This is a genomic window from Pseudomonas sp. Wu6 (genome assembly GCF_019891515.1).
Classification (GTDB): Bacteria; Pseudomonadota; Gammaproteobacteria; order Pseudomonadales; family Pseudomonadaceae; genus Aquipseudomonas; species Aquipseudomonas orientalis_A.
Genome location: NZ_JAFLXH010000003.1, coordinates 215,063 through 231,771, shown reverse-complemented (window position 1 = coordinate 231,771; position 16,709 = coordinate 215,063). Strand labels below are relative to the sequence as shown.

Annotated in this window: 15 protein-coding genes; 11 read left to right on the top strand and 4 right to left on the bottom strand. The window is 59.4% G+C overall.

Annotated elements, in window-relative coordinates:
- Positions 1-275: 275 nt before the first annotated feature.
- The 6 genes from J1G34_RS03460 to J1G34_RS03435 all read left to right on the top strand — a co-directional run bounded on the left by J1G34_RS03460 (position 276) and on the right by J1G34_RS03435 (position 5,780).
- A complete protein-coding gene (locus tag J1G34_RS03460; protein WP_222993309.1) occupies positions 276-536 on the top strand; it encodes a DUF6124 family protein in 261 nt (86 codons plus the stop codon).
- Positions 537-797: 261 nt separating this feature from the next.
- Positions 798-1,796, top strand: coding sequence for a GTP 3',8-cyclase MoaA (gene moaA, locus J1G34_RS03455; protein ID WP_222993307.1), 999 nt, complete (start codon positions 798-800; stop codon positions 1,794-1,796).
- Between the two features lie 224 nt (positions 1,797-2,020).
- Positions 2,021-2,917 carry a LysR family transcriptional regulator gene (locus J1G34_RS03450; protein WP_065883870.1) on the top strand — a complete coding sequence of 299 codons (897 nt, stop codon included), beginning with the start codon at positions 2,021-2,023 and terminating at the stop codon, positions 2,915-2,917.
- A 203-nt stretch (positions 2,918-3,120) separates the two neighbouring features.
- Positions 3,121-3,813 (top strand): DUF433 domain-containing protein, encoded by a 693-nt coding sequence (locus tag J1G34_RS03445; RefSeq protein WP_122685601.1) that lies wholly within the window; start codon positions 3,121-3,123, stop codon positions 3,811-3,813.
- Positions 3,810-4,217, top strand: a complete 408-nt coding sequence (locus J1G34_RS03440; protein WP_222993305.1) for a PIN-like domain-containing protein — start codon at positions 3,810-3,812, stop codon at positions 4,215-4,217. The genes J1G34_RS03445 and J1G34_RS03440 overlap by 4 nt, the downstream gene beginning before the upstream one ends.
- Positions 4,218-4,340: 123 nt before the next feature.
- Entirely contained in the window at positions 4,341-5,780 is a 1,440-nt protein-coding gene (locus tag J1G34_RS03435) for an ArnT family glycosyltransferase (RefSeq protein ID WP_222993303.1), read from the top strand.
- A 15-nt stretch (positions 5,781-5,795) separates the two neighbouring features.
- Here J1G34_RS03435 and J1G34_RS03430 read toward each other — a convergent pair whose 3' ends face one another.
- A complete protein-coding gene (locus J1G34_RS03430; protein WP_057724985.1) occupies positions 5,796-6,284 on the bottom strand; it encodes a TIGR00645 family protein in 489 nt (162 codons plus the stop codon).
- A 165-nt stretch (positions 6,285-6,449) separates the two neighbouring features.
- Here J1G34_RS03430 and J1G34_RS03425 point away from each other — a divergent pair, with 165 nt between their 5' ends.
- On the top strand, positions 6,450-8,270 hold the full coding sequence (locus J1G34_RS03425; protein WP_222993301.1) for a hypothetical protein: 1,821 nt from the start codon (positions 6,450-6,452) through the stop codon (positions 8,268-8,270).
- Between the two features lie 7 nt (positions 8,271-8,277).
- Here the strand turns inward: J1G34_RS03425 and J1G34_RS03420 are convergent, their stop codons facing one another.
- Both J1G34_RS03420 and J1G34_RS03415 read right to left on the bottom strand, forming a co-directional pair.
- Complete coding sequence (locus J1G34_RS03420; protein ID WP_065897618.1) at positions 8,278-8,595, bottom strand: PA4575 family protein; 318 nt, start codon at positions 8,593-8,595, stop codon at positions 8,278-8,280.
- A gap of 329 nt (positions 8,596-8,924) precedes the next feature.
- Positions 8,925-11,363, bottom strand: coding sequence for a Lon protease family protein (locus J1G34_RS03415; RefSeq protein ID WP_065883862.1), 2,439 nt, complete (start codon positions 11,361-11,363; stop codon positions 8,925-8,927).
- A gap of 266 nt (positions 11,364-11,629) precedes the next feature.
- On the opposite strand from J1G34_RS03415, the gene J1G34_RS03410 reads away from it, so the two are divergent.
- The 4 genes from J1G34_RS03410 to J1G34_RS03395 all read left to right on the top strand — a co-directional run bounded on the left by J1G34_RS03410 (position 11,630) and on the right by J1G34_RS03395 (position 15,242).
- Entirely contained in the window at positions 11,630-12,118 is a 489-nt protein-coding gene (locus J1G34_RS03410) for a DUF3015 domain-containing protein (protein ID WP_003194274.1), read from the top strand.
- A gap of 92 nt (positions 12,119-12,210) precedes the next feature.
- Positions 12,211-14,064, top strand: coding sequence for an Lnb N-terminal periplasmic domain-containing protein (locus J1G34_RS03405; RefSeq protein ID WP_065937344.1), 1,854 nt, complete (start codon positions 12,211-12,213; stop codon positions 14,062-14,064).
- 224 nt (positions 14,065-14,288) lie between these two features.
- Complete coding sequence (locus J1G34_RS03400) at positions 14,289-14,645, top strand: hypothetical protein (RefSeq protein ID WP_065937347.1); 357 nt, start codon at positions 14,289-14,291, stop codon at positions 14,643-14,645.
- 99 nt (positions 14,646-14,744) lie between these two features.
- Positions 14,745-15,242 (top strand): GreA/GreB family elongation factor, encoded by a 498-nt coding sequence (locus tag J1G34_RS03395; RefSeq protein WP_065892213.1) that lies wholly within the window; start codon positions 14,745-14,747, stop codon positions 15,240-15,242.
- Here the strand turns inward: J1G34_RS03395 and gdhA are convergent.
- Complete coding sequence (gene gdhA / locus J1G34_RS03390; RefSeq protein WP_122685592.1) at positions 15,239-16,576, bottom strand: NADP-specific glutamate dehydrogenase; 1,338 nt, start codon at positions 16,574-16,576, stop codon at positions 15,239-15,241. The genes J1G34_RS03395 and gdhA overlap by 4 nt on opposite strands.
- Positions 16,577-16,709 lie beyond the last annotated feature (133 nt).

Here is a 16,709-nt window from a genome sequence, read left to right as displayed (position 1 = left end):
AACTCCCCCTTCACCTCCCACCCCGCTAACCTCCCCCAGTCGCTGCAAAATCAGCGACCGGGTTTAGCAGCTCGGTTAATATCAAGGCCTGCAACGCCACCTCCCATTCAAGCGATGCTTTCAGCATCCGCTGGATTGCGTTATGGCGGCTGTGCGTGGGGCACCTTCGGGTGCGCTGGGTTCCTTGATTCCTGGTCTGCTAACCCGCGTACAGTCGCCACCCTTTTCGTTTAGCAGCGATGTCTGGCGACTCCACCAATCAAGGAGTTTCAGTCATGAAAAAGATCACCCCCAATCCCCCAACAACCCTGTTCACCCTCGCCCCAGACATCCCCGTCGAAACCCTGCTAATCCAAGCCAGTGAAACCCTCGCCTCCCTGAATGTCATGACCACCGATCTGGCCTTTGAACTGGAAGGCTCACATCGCCACAAGCTGCTGGCGGCTCAGCAACTGGTCGTGCTGGGTGAGTTGTTGCTGGAGCGGATGCTGGAAACTCAGGTATTCACTACGCAGACAACTGGCGAGAACCCATAGAAACCGACCGCACGATCACTTCGTACCTGCGGCGAGCGAGGCGCCCTCGTCGCAGGACGGAATCGAGCCTTGACTGACCAAGCCCTTCATCACCCACTACCGCGCCCCCCTAAAAACATCAGCCACACCCCATAGACCCCGTCGATCACCCAGTTGCTAATACTGATTAGACGTACGCTCAAAACAACTCTAGCCTCGCGTAGATAACGCGCCCATTAAAGCGCCAGGGTTATGCGCCCGATGCCGCCGCCGAGGTTTCTCATGACCGATCAAATCCTGATGGATAGCTTTTCGCGCCGGGTCGACTACCTCAGGATGTCCGTCACCGACCGTTGCGATTTCCGTTGTGTGTATTGCATGGCCGAGGACATGGAGTTCCTGCCGCGCCAGCAGATTCTGTCGCTGGAAGAGCTGTATCAGTTGGCGCAAAGTTTCGTCGCGCTGGGCACGCGCAAGATCCGTCTGACCGGCGGCGAGCCTTTGGTTCGTCAGGGCGTGGTGGAGCTCTGCCAACGCATCGCCGCGCTTCCCGGTCTGCGCGAGTTGTGCATGACCACCAACGGTTCGCAGCTGGGCAAGCTCGCTGCTCCGTTGTTCGATGCGGGGCTCAAGCGCTTGAATATCAGCCTCGACAGCCTGGACCCCACGCGCTTTCGTGAACTGACGCGCACCGGTGATTTGGCCAAGGTGATCGCCGGTATCGATGCCGCGAATGCCGCAGGTTTCGAGCACACCAAGCTCAATTGCGTGGTGATGAAAGGTCGCAATGACCATGAGGTCAACGACCTGTTGGCTTTCGCCATCGACCGTGGTCTGGATATATCCTTTATCGAAGAAATGCCGCTGGGCGTGATCAGCGAACACAGCCGTGCCGAGGCGTTTTATTCCAGTGCGCAGGTGCGCGAGCGTATCGCTGAACGCTACACGCTGATCGACTCTGCGGAATCGACCCAGGGGCCTTCGCGTTACTGGCGTCTGGCCGAGGCGCCGCATATTCGCCTGGGCTTTATTTCTCCCCACAGTCACAACTTCTGCGCGACCTGCAACCGTGTGCGCCTGACCGTTGAGGGCCGGTTGCTGCTGTGCCTGGGCAATGAGCATTCGGTCGACCTCAAGGCGGTGCTGCGGCGCTATCCGGGCGAACCGAGACGCCTGGAGCGTGCGATTGTCGAGTCGATGAAACTCAAGCCGTATCGACACAACTTCACCCTCGACGATGAGGTGCAGGTGGTGCGCTTCATGAACATGACGGGCGGCTGATCGACCCGGTTTCAACCCCATGCCATCCTGCGCACGGCAGGGCTGCCGCCAGTCCTTCAAGCCATCGACTGTGTACTGAACTGAAAAATGCCTGTCTAATCGTCAAGGCTGATCGGGCTATCCAGCATTGTCTGGCGACCGGTTATCGAGTGCGTTGGCCAGTTCTCAGGAATAGGTGATTCCACTCTGACAGACCTTTCACTTCTTCCCTGGCAGGCACCTTGATGGACATAAAACAACTCAAATTCCTGATTGCGCTGGAGCAGACCCGTCACTTCGGCCAGGCGGCTGCGCGCTGCCATATCACCCAGCCGACGTTGTCGATGCGCCTGCGCAATCTGGAGGAGGAGTTGGGCCTGGAGTTGGTCACCCGGGGCCAGCGTTTCGAAGGCTTTACCGAGGCCGGTGAGCGTGTGCTGGCGTGGGCCAGGACCTTGCTCGCCGCCCATGACGGGTTGTTCGCCGAGGCGGCCGCGTGTCGCGGCCAGTTGGTGGGTAACTTGCGCCTGGGCCTGGTGCCGCTCAGCGGGTTCAACCCGATCAGCTATATCCAGAGCCTGTCCCACACCTTTCCCGAGCTCAAGTTCAGCCTGACGTCGATGAGTTCGGACAACATCATCGAAGCGCTGGGCACCAATCAATTGGATCTGGGTGTGTGTTACCTGGACCACGTTAACGCCAACTACCTGGATTTTTTCGAACTGGGCGAGACCCGCGTAGGCCTGCTGTACGACACCCGTCACTTCCACTTCGAAGGCAGCGAAATGAGCTGGGAGGACGCCGCGCAATTGCCCCTGGGGATGATCAGCACGGGCATGCACTATCGAAAGTCCATTGACCTGAGTTTCCGCAGCCGCGGCCTCGCCCCCCAGCCCATGCTCGAAAGCGACTCAACCTATCAGCTGTTCCAGGCGATCCACGAAGGCTTCTGCTGCGCAATCATGCCGCTGGACAGCGGCCTGGAAAGTCCGATCGAGAACCTCGCGTTCATCAACCTGCCGGACGCCAGCGTGCTCGCGCCACTGGGCATGGTGATGCGCAAGACCGAACCGCGCTCGGCCATTGCGGAAAAGTGTTTTGCGCAGGCCAAGAGATTATTTGCTGCCAAGGGCGCGGATTAGCGCGTAGGAACAGAACGCCGATCAAGCCGATTTGCCTCTGAGTAAGCACCGGAAAGCTCCTACGAGTTGGCGTGCATCAGGTGAACTGGCGTGGAATGAATTGTACGGATACGCTTCAGATCACAGCTCGTCTGCCCAAGGTTGAACGAGAACACCTGAGCCCCCAGACTTCACCACTCAACTCAACGACAAGGAGGCCATCCATGCAAACGACTGTTTCGCCCAGCCCCCTTGTAGGGGTGGGCCTCTACACGCCTGGCGAGGCGTCGCTATACACCGGCATCCCTACCGCAGATATACGTCGTTGGCTGTTCGGCTACAGCTCTAATGGCGTTCAGCATGCCGGGCTCTGGCAATCGGAACTGTCAAACGTGGACGATTGCATTCTTGGTTTCCATGACCTGCTCGAAATTCGCTTCGTACATGCATTTCGCCAGCACGGGCTGAGCTTGCAGGCCATCCGCAATGCGTCACGCCAGGCTAGCGAGCTGTTCGGTCAGCCCTATCCGTTCACCTGCAAACGGTTCCAAACAGACGGTCGTAGCATTTTCGCCACTGTTCTGGATGAAACGGGTGACGAGACACTGCTGGACCTGCTCAAAAAACAATACGCGTTCAAACAAATCATTAAACCTTCGCTGTATGAAGGGATCGATTACTCCGGCAAGGGTTCGGCGCAACGCTGGTACCCGGTCAAACATAGCAAAGCGGTAGTGCTGGACCCTGCCAGAAATTTTGGTAAGCCCGTACTGGCAGCGACCGGCGTCGATACCGCCGCCATCTTCAGTGCCTATGAGGCAGAAGGACGTGATACCAGGCGCGTCGCCATGCTCTATGAGATCCCGACCGTTGCGGTAAAGGCAGCTGTGGAGTTCGAGCAAAGGAATGCGGCTTGAACTTCCTGTTGGATCATAATCTCCCTCCCGCACTGGCACGCGCCCTGAACGAACTTTCGAAAGTTCATGAACACGGCGTATTTCCGCTCAAGGATAAGTTCCCCCAAAATACCAGTGATATAGCCTGGATATCAGCTCTGCGTGAAGAGGGTGGCTGGGTAGTGATCTCCCAGGATCGATTTAAGAAAGGGCACGCGGAAAGGAAAGCATTTCGAGACTGCGCATTACCCGTTTTCTGTCTGGCGAAACACTGGAGTGGTGAAAGCTATTGGAGCAAAGCGCACAATCTCGTGCGTTGGTGGCCCGCCATCATGCAACAAGCGGAGCTGATACGTGGAGGGGCGGCTTTCAGTGTTCCCTGGCGTTTCTCTGCTCCGGGGAAGTTCGAACAGATCAAACTGTAAAACCTCGCCGCCTGACCGCACAAAAACCCTACACTCGTTCACGAACCGTTAAGAAACCCCTCCCTATACTAGCCGGCAGCCATGCCCGCTCCCCCGAGCGGTCCCCTGCCCGGTAGCCACTCAATGACGCGTCCCGTTCCCCTGCTGCTCCTGCTCGTTGGCCTGCTGTTTTTCTTCGCCCTTGGCAACCATGAACTGCAAGGCTCCACCGAAGCTCGCGTCTCGGGCATTGCCATGGCCATGCATCTGGACAATGACTGGGTGGTGCCGCGTCTGTTTCGTGAGCCTTTCCTGGAGAAACCGCCACTGAGTCTTTGGCTGGACGCCGGGGCGATTCGTCTGTTTGGCGCGAGCACCGGGGCCGTACGCCTGGCATCGGCGTTTGCCGGGTTGTTCAGCGTGATGCTGCTCTACGGGATGTTGCGCCGGTTCGGGCGGCCCACAACGCTGGCATTCAGCGCCGCGTTGATCCTGGCGACCATGGCCAGCTATTGGGGCAATGTGCGAGGAGTGGGTGAGGATTCGTTGCTCGCTCTAGGCGTGACTGCAGCGTTGCTGGGGTTCTATCAGGCAGTGCGCCCCGAGTCCGAGCGCCAGGGTTCCAGCGCCTGGGCGTGGGCACTGTTCACGGCGGGGATGGTCATCGCCACGCTGAGCAAAGGTGTGCTGGGCCTGGCGATGCCGGGGATTGTGATTTTTGTCTACCTGGCGTGCACCAGCCTGATGGATAAGCGCCTGCGTATCGGCGACTGGCTCAAGCCGGCGCTGTTCACGCTGCTGGCGTTGGTGCCGCTGCTGATCTGGTTGGGGTTTCTGTTTCAGCGCGGCGGTATGCAGGCTGTCGGTGACGTGCTGTGGACCAACAGTGTCGGGCGCTTCAGCGGCTCGTTTGTGGAAGCCGGGCATTACGAGCCGTTCTATTACTACCTCGTTAAACTGCCTGAGGCCTTCCTGCCATGGAATATCCTGGTGTACCTGGGCCTGTGGCACTTTCGCAAAAGCCTGGTGCGCAACCGCTACCGCCTGTTTTTCAGCGTGTGGCTGGTGGCGCAGTTCACTCTGCTGACCCTGGCCTCGAGCAAACGCACCGTCTATTTGATGGCGTTGACTCCGGCCGCCGCCGTACTGGCAGCGGAATACGCGCGGGTGCTGCTGGAGTGGGTCAAACAACACAAACCGGCACTCTACCGCTACCACCGACAGATCATCGGCGGTGTATTCACCCTCGCCATCGCCTGCTACCTCAGCGCCGCCTTCTGGTTCGCCCCCAAAGCCGATGTGCGCCAGTCATTCGTGCCGGTGATCAGTCAGGTGCAGACACTGCAGGACGAAGGTAAAGAGGTGGCGCTGTTCCAACCCAATGAACGAATCGCCGGCGCCAGTGTGTTCTATCTGCAGGCCTACTTGCCGATTCTGCAGACCGAGGCCCAATTGCACGCCTTTCTCAGCGCCAAACCCGGCAATGTCGCGCTGCTGGATCAGACCGACCGGCTCAGTCAGAAAGTCACCGTGGTCAAGCAAATGAAGATCAACCGCCAGCCCTACTACTTCGTCGAGCAGTAAGGCCGGCGCGCGCCATCAGTGCTTGGTCAGCTTGTCCAGGTAACCCATGGCAAACGCCGAGACCACGAAGGTCATATGGATGATCACGTACCACATCAGGTGTTGCGGATCGACGTTCTTGGCGTCCATGAAGATGCGCAGCAGGTGGATGGAGGAAATCGCCACGATGGAGGCCGCCACTTTCATCTTCAGCGACGAAGAGTCCATGGTGCCCAGCCAGTTGAGCTTTTCCTTGTTTTCATCGATATCCAGCTGCGAGACGAAGTTCTCGTAGCCGGAAATCATCACCATCACCAGCAGGCCACCGACCAGGGCCATGTCGATCAGCGACAGCAGCAGCAGGATTACTTCCGATTCCAGCAAGGAAAAAATATTCGGAATCACGTGAATGATTTCCTGGAAAAACTTGATCGCCAGGATCAGCAACCCCAGGGATAAACCCAGATAGATCGGCGCCAGCAGCCAGCGCGCGGCATACATCGTGTTTTCGATAAAGCGTTCCATTGAATCCCACACAGCTTGGCTAAAAATGGCGCCGAGTATACCAGTGGCTACCCGGCGCCTGTCACCGCGAGAAAACTGCGCCAAGTGGCATCTGTAAGAGGATTTTTCTGCTAGTGTCGAGACCATTCACTCGGCTCGATGATGTCGGACAGGAAAACTCAGATAATGGATGTGCGATCCCCTTTGGCCAGTCTAGGCCTGTGCGCGGCGTTGCTGATGACCAGCGGCTGCTCTCCCAAAGAAGAGCAGAAGCAGGCCACCCTCGAAGAAAAAACCACCACGTTCGAACAGTCCCTGGACGGCATCCAGGACCCCAAGCTGCGCGACGTCATCGCTGACCTTGGCGGTTCGCTGCTGTTGCTGGAACGTGCGCGGATCAAGCTCGACACCAAGCCCATCGAGGCCGAATACGGCGAAGACAGCCTGGTCTTGCTCAAGCATTACCCCAGCCCCCAGGCCCTGGTGGACACCTATATCAATGGCCTGTTCGTCCTGCGCAGGGCTTCCCATTCCGACTACCTGACGGATTTGCAGCCGGTCTTCCCGTTCACGTTCAACGCTCCCGAGCAATTCCCCTTCCCCCATGGCCTGGAGTGGGAGTCGGTAACCTTGAGCAACAACAAAGTCATTCCCTTCCAGCCGGAATGGTCGGAGACCGACCCCGGCATCCAGCTCAGTCCCAGCAGCTCCAACCTGACCAACCCCGACGACCTGACGGTGACCTACCCGTTCATCGAGGGCATCGAGACGGAAAACAAGAGCCAGCCGCAACCCATCAGCCTTAAAGGCACGATTGAGGTCGCCGCGCCGGGCAGGGTGCTGACCTTTGACCTGTCAAAAAACGACGTCGGCCATTCACGCACCGAGGGCAATATCAGCCTCAAGCTGCTGTCGCTGGGCAAGAATTACGCCGAAATCGAACTGACCAACAGCGAGCCGCTGGCCACCGAGCTGGGCGACGACTCGCCCAACCCGCTGCTGGTACAGGCCCGGGACAGCACCGGGCAATTTCTCACCCGCTCAGGTTCAATCAACGAAAGCGCTGCACAAGTGGCGTTCTATGAGAAGCAGCTGGCGCAGTTGCAACAGCAGAAGGCTTGGTCCGAAGCGTTGGATAAACAGCTCACCGACGCGCAAAAAGCCTTCGAACACACCCAGAACAGCCATTACGCCAAGGTGTATTTCAACGGTGTGATCGATACCCTGCAGGTCAACGTACTGGATTTTTCCAAGGCCACGGTGACTCGCAAGGCGCTGGACCTGCCGGTGATGCGCTTCGACAAAAACAGCCTGCAACAGAGCGTGCAGCCCTTGCCGATGCCGGTCACGGTGTATGACGACGCCGCCGCCAGCTGGCTCAAAGACGCGTCAATGACTGAAGATCAGTTGAAAAACAGCGTCACCATCAGCCAATCGACCGAAGATGCCAGTGCCGCAAAAATCGTGTTCGACCACCCTTTCACCTTCAATGACGATCTGGTCGGCGCCGAGCGCAATAACAGCGCCGCGCCGATCACCTTTTTCACCGCAGATGATAAGGGCGAGCGCGGCGAACCCATCGAGTTGCCGACCGAAGCCTACGAGCTGAACGCGGCCAGCGGCACGCTGACCTATGACCTCAACCTGTTCCCGGAAACCCCGGCGTTTGTGGTCGGCTCGGTACCCTTGTTTCTCGCCACCATCGAAAAGGCCTCGATTGACGTCGGAAAACTGCCCAAGGGTCTGTCGCTCAAGGACAACGCGCTGATCGTCGACCAGCAAGCGTTTCCCGCCGACAGCTGGCGTTTCTACGCCAGGGACGCGAGCGGCAACTACCTCAAGGAAATTCTCGGCGTGAGCCACCGCGCCGAGGAATACGGTACGGCGTTGTTTGATGTGCATTATTTCTACGGCCAGCCGACCACCCTGGAAAGCTACCAGCGCACCGACCTCAACACCGTGCAATATGGCTTTGAGGTCAAACTGGACAAACCGGAAAGCAAATAGCCCGGGATTATAGGGCCAATCGCTCCTGGCCGCCGTTGAGTTGGCGCAGATGAGCCTGCAGGTGCAGGCACCAGATCTGCGGCTCGTCCAACTGCTCGTAACCGTGCAGGGTCAGGCTGTCGACAATGGAACCCAACATGGTTTCCGCCACGAACGGCCCGTGAAACGGGCCTTGAGACTTGACCGTAGACGGCTGTTCGCCCGACATGCCGGCGGCAAATAACAACGTCCACAGCCCATTCTCCCCGGCAAGGGGGCGAATGGAGCATTCGATACGAGTTGCCAGGCCCAGGCACTGGCGGGTAAGGCAAAGGTTGCGCGGCATGGCGGCGACCCTCGGTAGATCGGTGTTCAGCCCCAGCGCAAAGGCGAGGCTGTTTCTATCCTGCGACTCCTGCGGATATCCCTGATATTGAGAATAGAAGAAAAACGCGACAAACCAAGCTCGTAGAGACCAACGGACATCCTCTCCAGGCACCTGTCAATTTAATGACAAAAACAGATCAAACTGTGGGAGGGGCGGTGCGACGATTCGACTTGCCCCCGATAGCAGTGTGTCAGTCTCAATATTTTTGACTGATGCACCGCAATCGGGGGCAAGTCGAATCGTCGCACCGCCCCTCCCACACTTTTGATCCCATCAAGCTTCAGGGATCAGGTCGGTTTGGCCTCCGCTAAAGCCTGCTGCGCCAGCTCTTTCTCTGCCTCCTTCAAGTCTTCCTCGCTGATCATCTCGGCAATTGCCCTTAAGCGCTCCACCACCCGCGCATTGACCGTGCCTTCCGGGAACTGCCCTTCCGCATCCGGCTCACCGGCATCCTCGCCCACCAGCAGGCTCAGCGCCTCATCCGCCTGGCGCACCGCATAGATATGGAATTGCCCGGCGCGCACGGCCTGCAAGACCTTTTCGTCGAGCATCAGCGTGGCCACGTTGGCCTTGGGAATGATCGCGCCCTGTTCACCGGTCAACCCGCGCGCTTCGCACAGGCGGAAGAAGCCTTCGATCTTCTCGTTGACCCCACCCACGGCCTGCACTTCGCCAAACTGGTTGATCGAGCCGGTGATGGCAAAGCACTGCTTGAGCGGCGTCTTCGACAACGCCGAGATCAAGGTGCAGGCCTCGCCCAGGGAGGCACTGTCGCCGTCCACGTAACCGTAGGACTGTTCCAGCGCGATGCTGGCCGAGATCGCCAGCGGGAATTCCTGCGCGTAACGGCTGCCCAGGTAACCGGTGAGGATCATCACGCCCTTGGAGTGAATCGGCTGGCCGAGGTTAACCTCACGTTCGATGTCGACAATCCCGCTGCCGCCCGGGTACACCGTGGCGGAAATCCGCGCCGGTACGCCAAACGCCGAATCCCCCACCTCCAGCACCGTCAGCCCGTTGCACTTGCCGACGGCGGCGCCGGCGGTGTCGATCAGGATGACCCCGGCGAGCATGTCGTCGAGAATCCGCGCCGACACACGGCCGGTGCGCGTGGCCTTGGCCTTGAGCGCGCGCTCGATATGCCCGGCATCGGTCATTTCATCGCCCGCCAGGTGACGAATGAAGTCGGCCTCGCTGACCAGTTGGAACAAGTCGCCGATGCGCGCCGACAAACGGCCCTGATGTTCAGCCAGGCGTGCGCTGTAAGTCGCCAACCGCGCCACCGCATCCGACGTCAGCGGCGCCATGCCTTCTTCCGAGGTGCGGGTCTTGAGCAACTGGGCGAACTGCTCCAGGCTTTCGTCGACCATCGGGATGTCTTCGTCGAAGTCCACCAGTACCCGGAACATTTCCTGGAAGTCCGGATCGGCGTCCTGCAACGCGTAGTACAACTGGCGCGACCCGATGATGATCACCTTGACCTGCAACGGAATCATCTGCGGGTTGAGGGTCACGGTCGCCAGGCGGCCGAGTTCGCCCAGCGGGGACTCCATCTTCAGCTTGCGCGATTGCAGGGAACGCTTGAGCGCATCCCATACAAATGGCTCGCTGAGCATTTTTTCCGCTTCAAGAATCAGGAAGCCACCGTTGGCACGGTGCAACGCCCCCGGACGCAGTTGGCGATACGTGGTGTAAAGCGCGCCCTGGTCGGTGCTGTATTCGATACGGCCGAACAGGTTGTCGTAGGTCGGGTGCGGTTCAAACACCACCGGCGCACCGCCGTTGACCGAATGCCCCACCACCAGGCTCGGGCAGTATTGCTCTTCGAGCAGCTTGCGCGCCTGGGCATCGGTCTTGGCGTCGTCGACCAATTGCTCGACCACGGTTTTGAGCAGATACACCTGCACGGCCTGCAGGTAACCGCAGACGGCGGCGTTTTCCGCGTACTTTTCCGACAGTGGCGCAAGCAACGGCTGCAGGGCCAGGGTGATGGTTTCTTCGTTGAACTGGCGCAGTTGGTTGTTTGACTCACGCTTCCATTGCGGCAGGCTCGCCAACTCTTCGTTGAGGCGTTCTTCCAGCTCGGAAATATCGGTGTGGAAGCGCTCGCGATCGGCTTCCGGCAACTGCGAGAACTCCGCTTCGTCCAGCGCCTTGCCGTCAAGCATCGGCGTGAAGGCGATGTTGGAGCTGTCGCGGTACAGCGCCACGTCTTTTTCCAAGGCCAGGCGCTCGATCACGTCCAGGGCCTTGTCATAACGCTGGTTGAACGCACGGTCGATGGCGCTTTTGCGCTGTTGGTACGTCGGGTGTTCAAACACGGCCGGGAAAGTCGCGACCAGATTGTCGACCAGCGCGTTGATATCGGTGATAAACGCTGCAGCACCGCCGCCTGGCAATTCCAGCGCGCGCGGTTCGCGCGGCTCGTCGAAATTATTCACATAGACCCAGTCCGACGGGGTTTGCAGGCGTTTGCCTTCAGCCTTCAGGTAACGTTTGACGAATGAAAAGCGACCGGTACCGGGCTCGCCCATGACAAACACGTTGTAACCGGGGCGTGGCATGGCCACACCGAACTGCAAGGCTTCAACCGCACGTTCCTGGCCAAGCACACCGCGAAAGGGCTCCAAATCATTGGTGGTCGAGAAGCTGAACTGTTCAGCGGAGAAAGGGCGAGTCAGCGCTTCGGGCGCTAGACGCAAGCTGGCAGCAACAGGATCAGGCATCGGGCTTCCTTACATCAGGCGGGGCAGATGGGGGCATTCTGGCTCTCGGTTGCGCGCTCTGGCAAGGCGCGCTGTTGGGAAAGCATAGCCACGGCGCGTGCCGCACAAAAAAAACGTTCAAGACTGAATGTTTTATAAAAACTCACGGAACCCATGGAACGTGCCTAAACTCCAAACTGCGCGGGTTGGACTAATAACTGGCCCCTAGGGTGCTGCGAAGCGCCTGAACCCTTGTCCATTGGTTTGCACACAAAGAGAACAAAGCTATGAAACGGATCCTTCTTGGTACTCTCTTCACCGTCGTCTCCCTCAATGCAATGGCAGAAGCACCAGGTGGCCCGAACTGCGGTTGGGGCAACATGTTGTTTGAAGGCCAGCGCGGTACTCCTGCTCATTTCCTCGCTTCCACCACCAACGGCACCTCGGGTAACGCCACCTTCGGCATGACCTCGGGCACCAACGGTTGCAGCACCAACAGCGCCCTGACCTACGGCGGCAAGTCCTGGATTGCCATGAATGGCATGATGAACGAGCTGTCCGAAGACATGGCCAAAGGCAACGGCGAAGCCCTGACCACCTACGCGGTGGTACTGGGTGTGGCTCCGGAAGATCGCGATCACTTCGCGGCCGTGACCCACGAGCACTTCCAGCAGATCTTCAGCAAGGCTGACGTGACTGCTGATGACGTGCACAACAACACCATTGCCGTACTGAAAAGCGATGCCCGTCTGGCGAAATACGCTACCCAGGCTTAAGCTCGACCCACCCGCGTCTTTCGAGGCGCGGGTTTTGTTTTTTCGACCTGTCCCCCTTGGGTCTTTTTTTCAGTCCGACTTAAGTAGCCCCCATGCTCAAACGCCTCGCTTGCCTGGCTCTCTTCGCCTGCGCCCCGCTGCACGCGGCCCCGCACCTCGACGATCAACGTTTGCAGCAACTGGCCAATGATCCGTTCTGGCTTTCGCTGGGGCATTACGAGGCCGGCAAGATCAATGGCTGGCGCAGCTATGTCAGCGACAAGAAATTCTTTCTCGCCGCTGACGGGGCGCATCATCCGGACGCCGAACTCAAGGCCACTGTGGACGCGCTCTACGCACCGGCCAGCCTGGGCGAAAAACATGCCCAATGCGTCTACCCCGCACGCACCCGCTGGCTCAAGGATCAGTTGCAACTAACCGACCTGCCGGCCGTGGACTGCAAAGAATTCAAACAATGGTTCTCGGACGTCGCGCCCCACAGCGCGGTGATGATTTTCCCGGCGGCGTACCTCAACAGCCCCTCGTCGATGTTCGGCCACACCTTGCTGCGCATCGACCAGGCCGACGTGCAAAGCAACAACACCGCCCTGCTCAGCTACGCAATCAACTTCGGCGCCTATATCGAAGGCTCGGACAACAGCATTCTGTATGCCTGGAAAGGCCTGATGGGCGGCTACCCCGGCCTGTTCGCCCTGGTGCCCTATCAGGAAAAACTCTCCGAATACCGCAGCCTGGAAAACCGTGACCTGTGGGAATACCGCCTGAACCTCACCGAAGTCGAGACCAAGCGCATGGTCGAGCACGTGTGGGAGCTCAAGCAGATCAAGTTCGACTACTTCTTCTTCGATGAAAACTGCTCCTATCGACTGCTGGAACTGCTGCAAGTGGCGCGCCCCGGCCTGCGCCTGACCGAGCAATTCCCGCTCACCGCGATCCCGACCGATACCGTCAAAGCGGTAAAGGACGCGGGTCTGGTGGAAAAGATCGACTATCGTCCGTCCCGTGAACGCGAACTGCTCGAACGCGCCAAGCCGCTCGACAGCGATGAGCAGCAATGGGTATTGAAGATCAGCGATGACCAGAAACAGTTGCAGGAGCCCGCCTTCAAGGCGCTGCCGCGCGAGCGCCAGGCGCTGGTGGTGGACGCTGCCTATCGCCTTGGACGCTACCGCGCCAACGGCCTGGAACGCGACACCGCACGCTCCCAGCGCAGCTTCGAATTGCTGCGCGCGATCAACCAGAACCCGGCGCCCGACCTGAAGATCACCCCGCCCGGCTTGCCGGAAAACGGCCACGAGTCGCGCACCTGGCAGGCCGGCATCGGCACCCGCGGCGACAAAGCCTTTGGCGAATACGGCCTGCGCATGGCCTATCACGACCTCAACGACAACGCCGAAGGTTTCCCCCTGGGCGCACAAATCGAGATCCTGCAGATGAAACTGCGCCAGTACGAAGGCAACCACTGGCAATTGCAGCAACTGGACCTGGCCACCATCCGCTCCCTGACCCCGCGCAACGCCTTGTTGCAACCGTGGTCCTGGCAAGTCACCGGCGGCCTGGAACGGGTGCCGGGCAAACATGACGACGAAACCCTGGTCGCCCACGTCAATGGCGGCGCCGGCGGCACCTGGCAACTCTCGGACGACATGCTCGGCTTCGCCCTCGGCACCGTGCGTGTGGAACACAACAATGACTTCAGCGAAGCCATCTCCCCCGCCGCCGGCTTCAACACCGGCGTGCTGTGGAAGAACCCGCTGGGCAACCTGAGCCTGGAAGCCAAGGGCGATTTCTTCACCAATGGCGAGGTGCGGCGCAGCATCAGCCTCAACCAGCAATGGGAACTGTCACGCAACCTCGGCCTGCGCCTGAGCGCCCAGCGCGAATACAGCCACCTGTCGACGCCGGTCAATGAAGTGATGCTCGAAGTGAAGTGGTATCACTACTGACCCAAGCCTGATGAAATGATCGTTCCCTCGCTCCGCGTGGGAATGCATCCTGTGACGCTCCGCGTCACGCCTTTACAGCGGACGCAGAGCGTCCAGTGCGGCATTCCCACGCAGAGCGTGGGAACGATCATCCTGCACATCCCTCTTACACGCCTTTCACATACAGCTTACAAATCCCCTTCTAGACTCTCCCTATCAGCCGTAAATCGGCCAGGGAGTACGCCATGTGGCGATATGCGGTAGTGCTGAGTACGGCGCTGTGGTTAGCGGGCTGCCAAACCACCCATCAGGAGTTGCTGGCCAAGGGTTATCCACCCGCCTTCGCCGATGGCTTTGACGACGGTTGCAGCAGCGGGCGCCAGGCCGCTGGGGTGATCACCGGGGAGTTTCGCAAGAACGTGCCGCGCTATCTGAAAGACCGGCAATACGCCGAAGGCTGGGAGGACGGTTTTCGCCAGTGCAAAGCCATGCGTGAGAACGAGGAATTGCGCGAGTATCAGGACAACCGCAGGAACGATCGCGAGCACGAGTGGCAGCAGGAGAAAGACCGTGATGCGGCCAAGGCATATCGCTCGCAATGACGTCATGATGACGCGGAGCGTCATAGGCTGCATTCCCACGCAGAGCGTGGGAACGATCCGGCTGTGAGCATGGCCCAAACTCCATTGGAGGAGAATGTCATGAGCCGAGCTTTTGTAAATGAGGACAACGCCGCCGCCCAGGCCGACCAGCCGGTGGAGCGTCAGGTCAGCGCGCAGCCCAACCGTTTGACTGCGCAAGGGCTGGCGCAACTGCAAGCCAAGGTTACGCAGTTGCAACTGGAATACAGCACCGAATCCACTAAAGGCGAGCAGGCAGACAAGCAACGCCAGGCCGACCTGGAGCGGGATTTACGCTACTTCAACCAGCGCGTGCAAAGCGCCCAGGTTGTGCCGCCGGCCACGTCCACCGACAAGGTGCAAATCGGCAGTTGGGTGACCTTCGCCAATGAGCAGGACGAGCAGCAGCGCATCCAGTTGGTCGGCGAAGACCAGGCCGACGCCAACGCGGGCCTGATCAATTGGGGTTCGCCCCTGGGCCGCGCCTTGCTGGGCGCCCAGGTGGGTGACGAGGTGCTGTGGAAGCGCCCGGTCGGCGATCAGTTGATCGAAGTGCTGCGCATCGAACCCGAGGCTTAGACGATGCCCTGGGCCAGCATCGCGTCGGCAACTTTGACGAAGCCTGCGATGTTCGCGCCCTTCACATAGTTGACCCGGCCATTTTCCTCGCCGTAGTGCACGCAGGCATGGTGGATCGACTGCATGATGGTGTGCAGCTTGCTGTCCACTTCGCCGGCGGTCCATAGCAGGCGCATGGCGTTCTGCGACATCTCCAGGCCACTGACGGCCACGCCGCCGGCATTGGAGGCCTTGCCCGGCGCGAACAGAATGCCCGCGTCGATAAAGATATCTACCGCTTCAAGGGTGGTCGGCATGTTGGCGCCTTCGGCCACGCAGATGCAGCCATTGCGCAACAGCGCGCGGGCGGCATCAGCGTCGAGTTCGTTCTGGGTGGCGCAGGGCAGTGCGATATCGCACGCCAGCGCCCAGGGTGTTTGACCTTGGCGAAACTCCAGGCCGAAACGCTCGGCCAGTTCGCTGATACGCCCACGCTGCACGTTTTTCAGCGCCAGCAGGGCCGACCATTGTTCCTCGGTCAAACCGCTTTCGGCGTACAGCGTCCCTTCGGAGTCCGACAGGGAAACCACCTTGCCACCCAGGTCCATCACTTTGCGCGCCGCGTACTGCGCCACGTTGCCGGAACCCGAGATTGCCACACGCTTGCCTTCGACCCGCTGGCCCTGGCGCTTGAGCATTTCCTCGGCGAAATACACACAGCCAAAACCAGTGGCTTCCGGACGGATCAAGCTGCCGCCGTAGGTCATGCCTTTGCCGGTCAGGACGGAGGTGAATTGATTGCCCAGGCGTTTGTACTGGCCGAACAGGAAGCCGATTTCCCGTGCGCCCACGCCGATATCACCGGCCGGTACGTCCACGTCCGCACCGATATGACGGTATAACTCGCTCATGAAGGCCTGGCAGAAGCGCATCACTTCGGCGTCGCTCTTGCCCTTGGGATCGAAGTCCGAGCCGCCTTTGCCGCCGCCCATGGGCAATGAGGTCAGGGAGTTCTTGAAGGTCTGCTCGAAGGCGAGGAATTTCAGCACGCCCAGGTTCACCGAGGGATGGAAGCGCAAACCGCCCTTGTACGGGCCGATGGCACTGTTCATCTGGATACGAAAACCGCGATTGACCTGGACCTTGCCATGATCATCCACCCAGGACACCCGAAAGGTGATCGCGCGTTCCGGCTCGCACATGCGCTCCAGAATGCCCGAGGTCAGGTAGTGGGGGTTGGCTTCAAGAAACGGCCACAAACTGCGTAGGACTTCCTCCACGGCCTGATGGAATTCCGGTTGGTCGGGGTCGCGTTTCTTGAGGCGGGCAAGGAAGGATTCGACGGATTCGCTCATGAAAAGTCTCGGCAAAATGATTGTTGTTAAACAGAGATTGAGCCGGACTTTATCAATTCATTTCGCACCGTGACAGGGCAAAATGTCGCCTTTATGAATTTAAATGGTGCATTTGTATAAATAAACAGCGCTT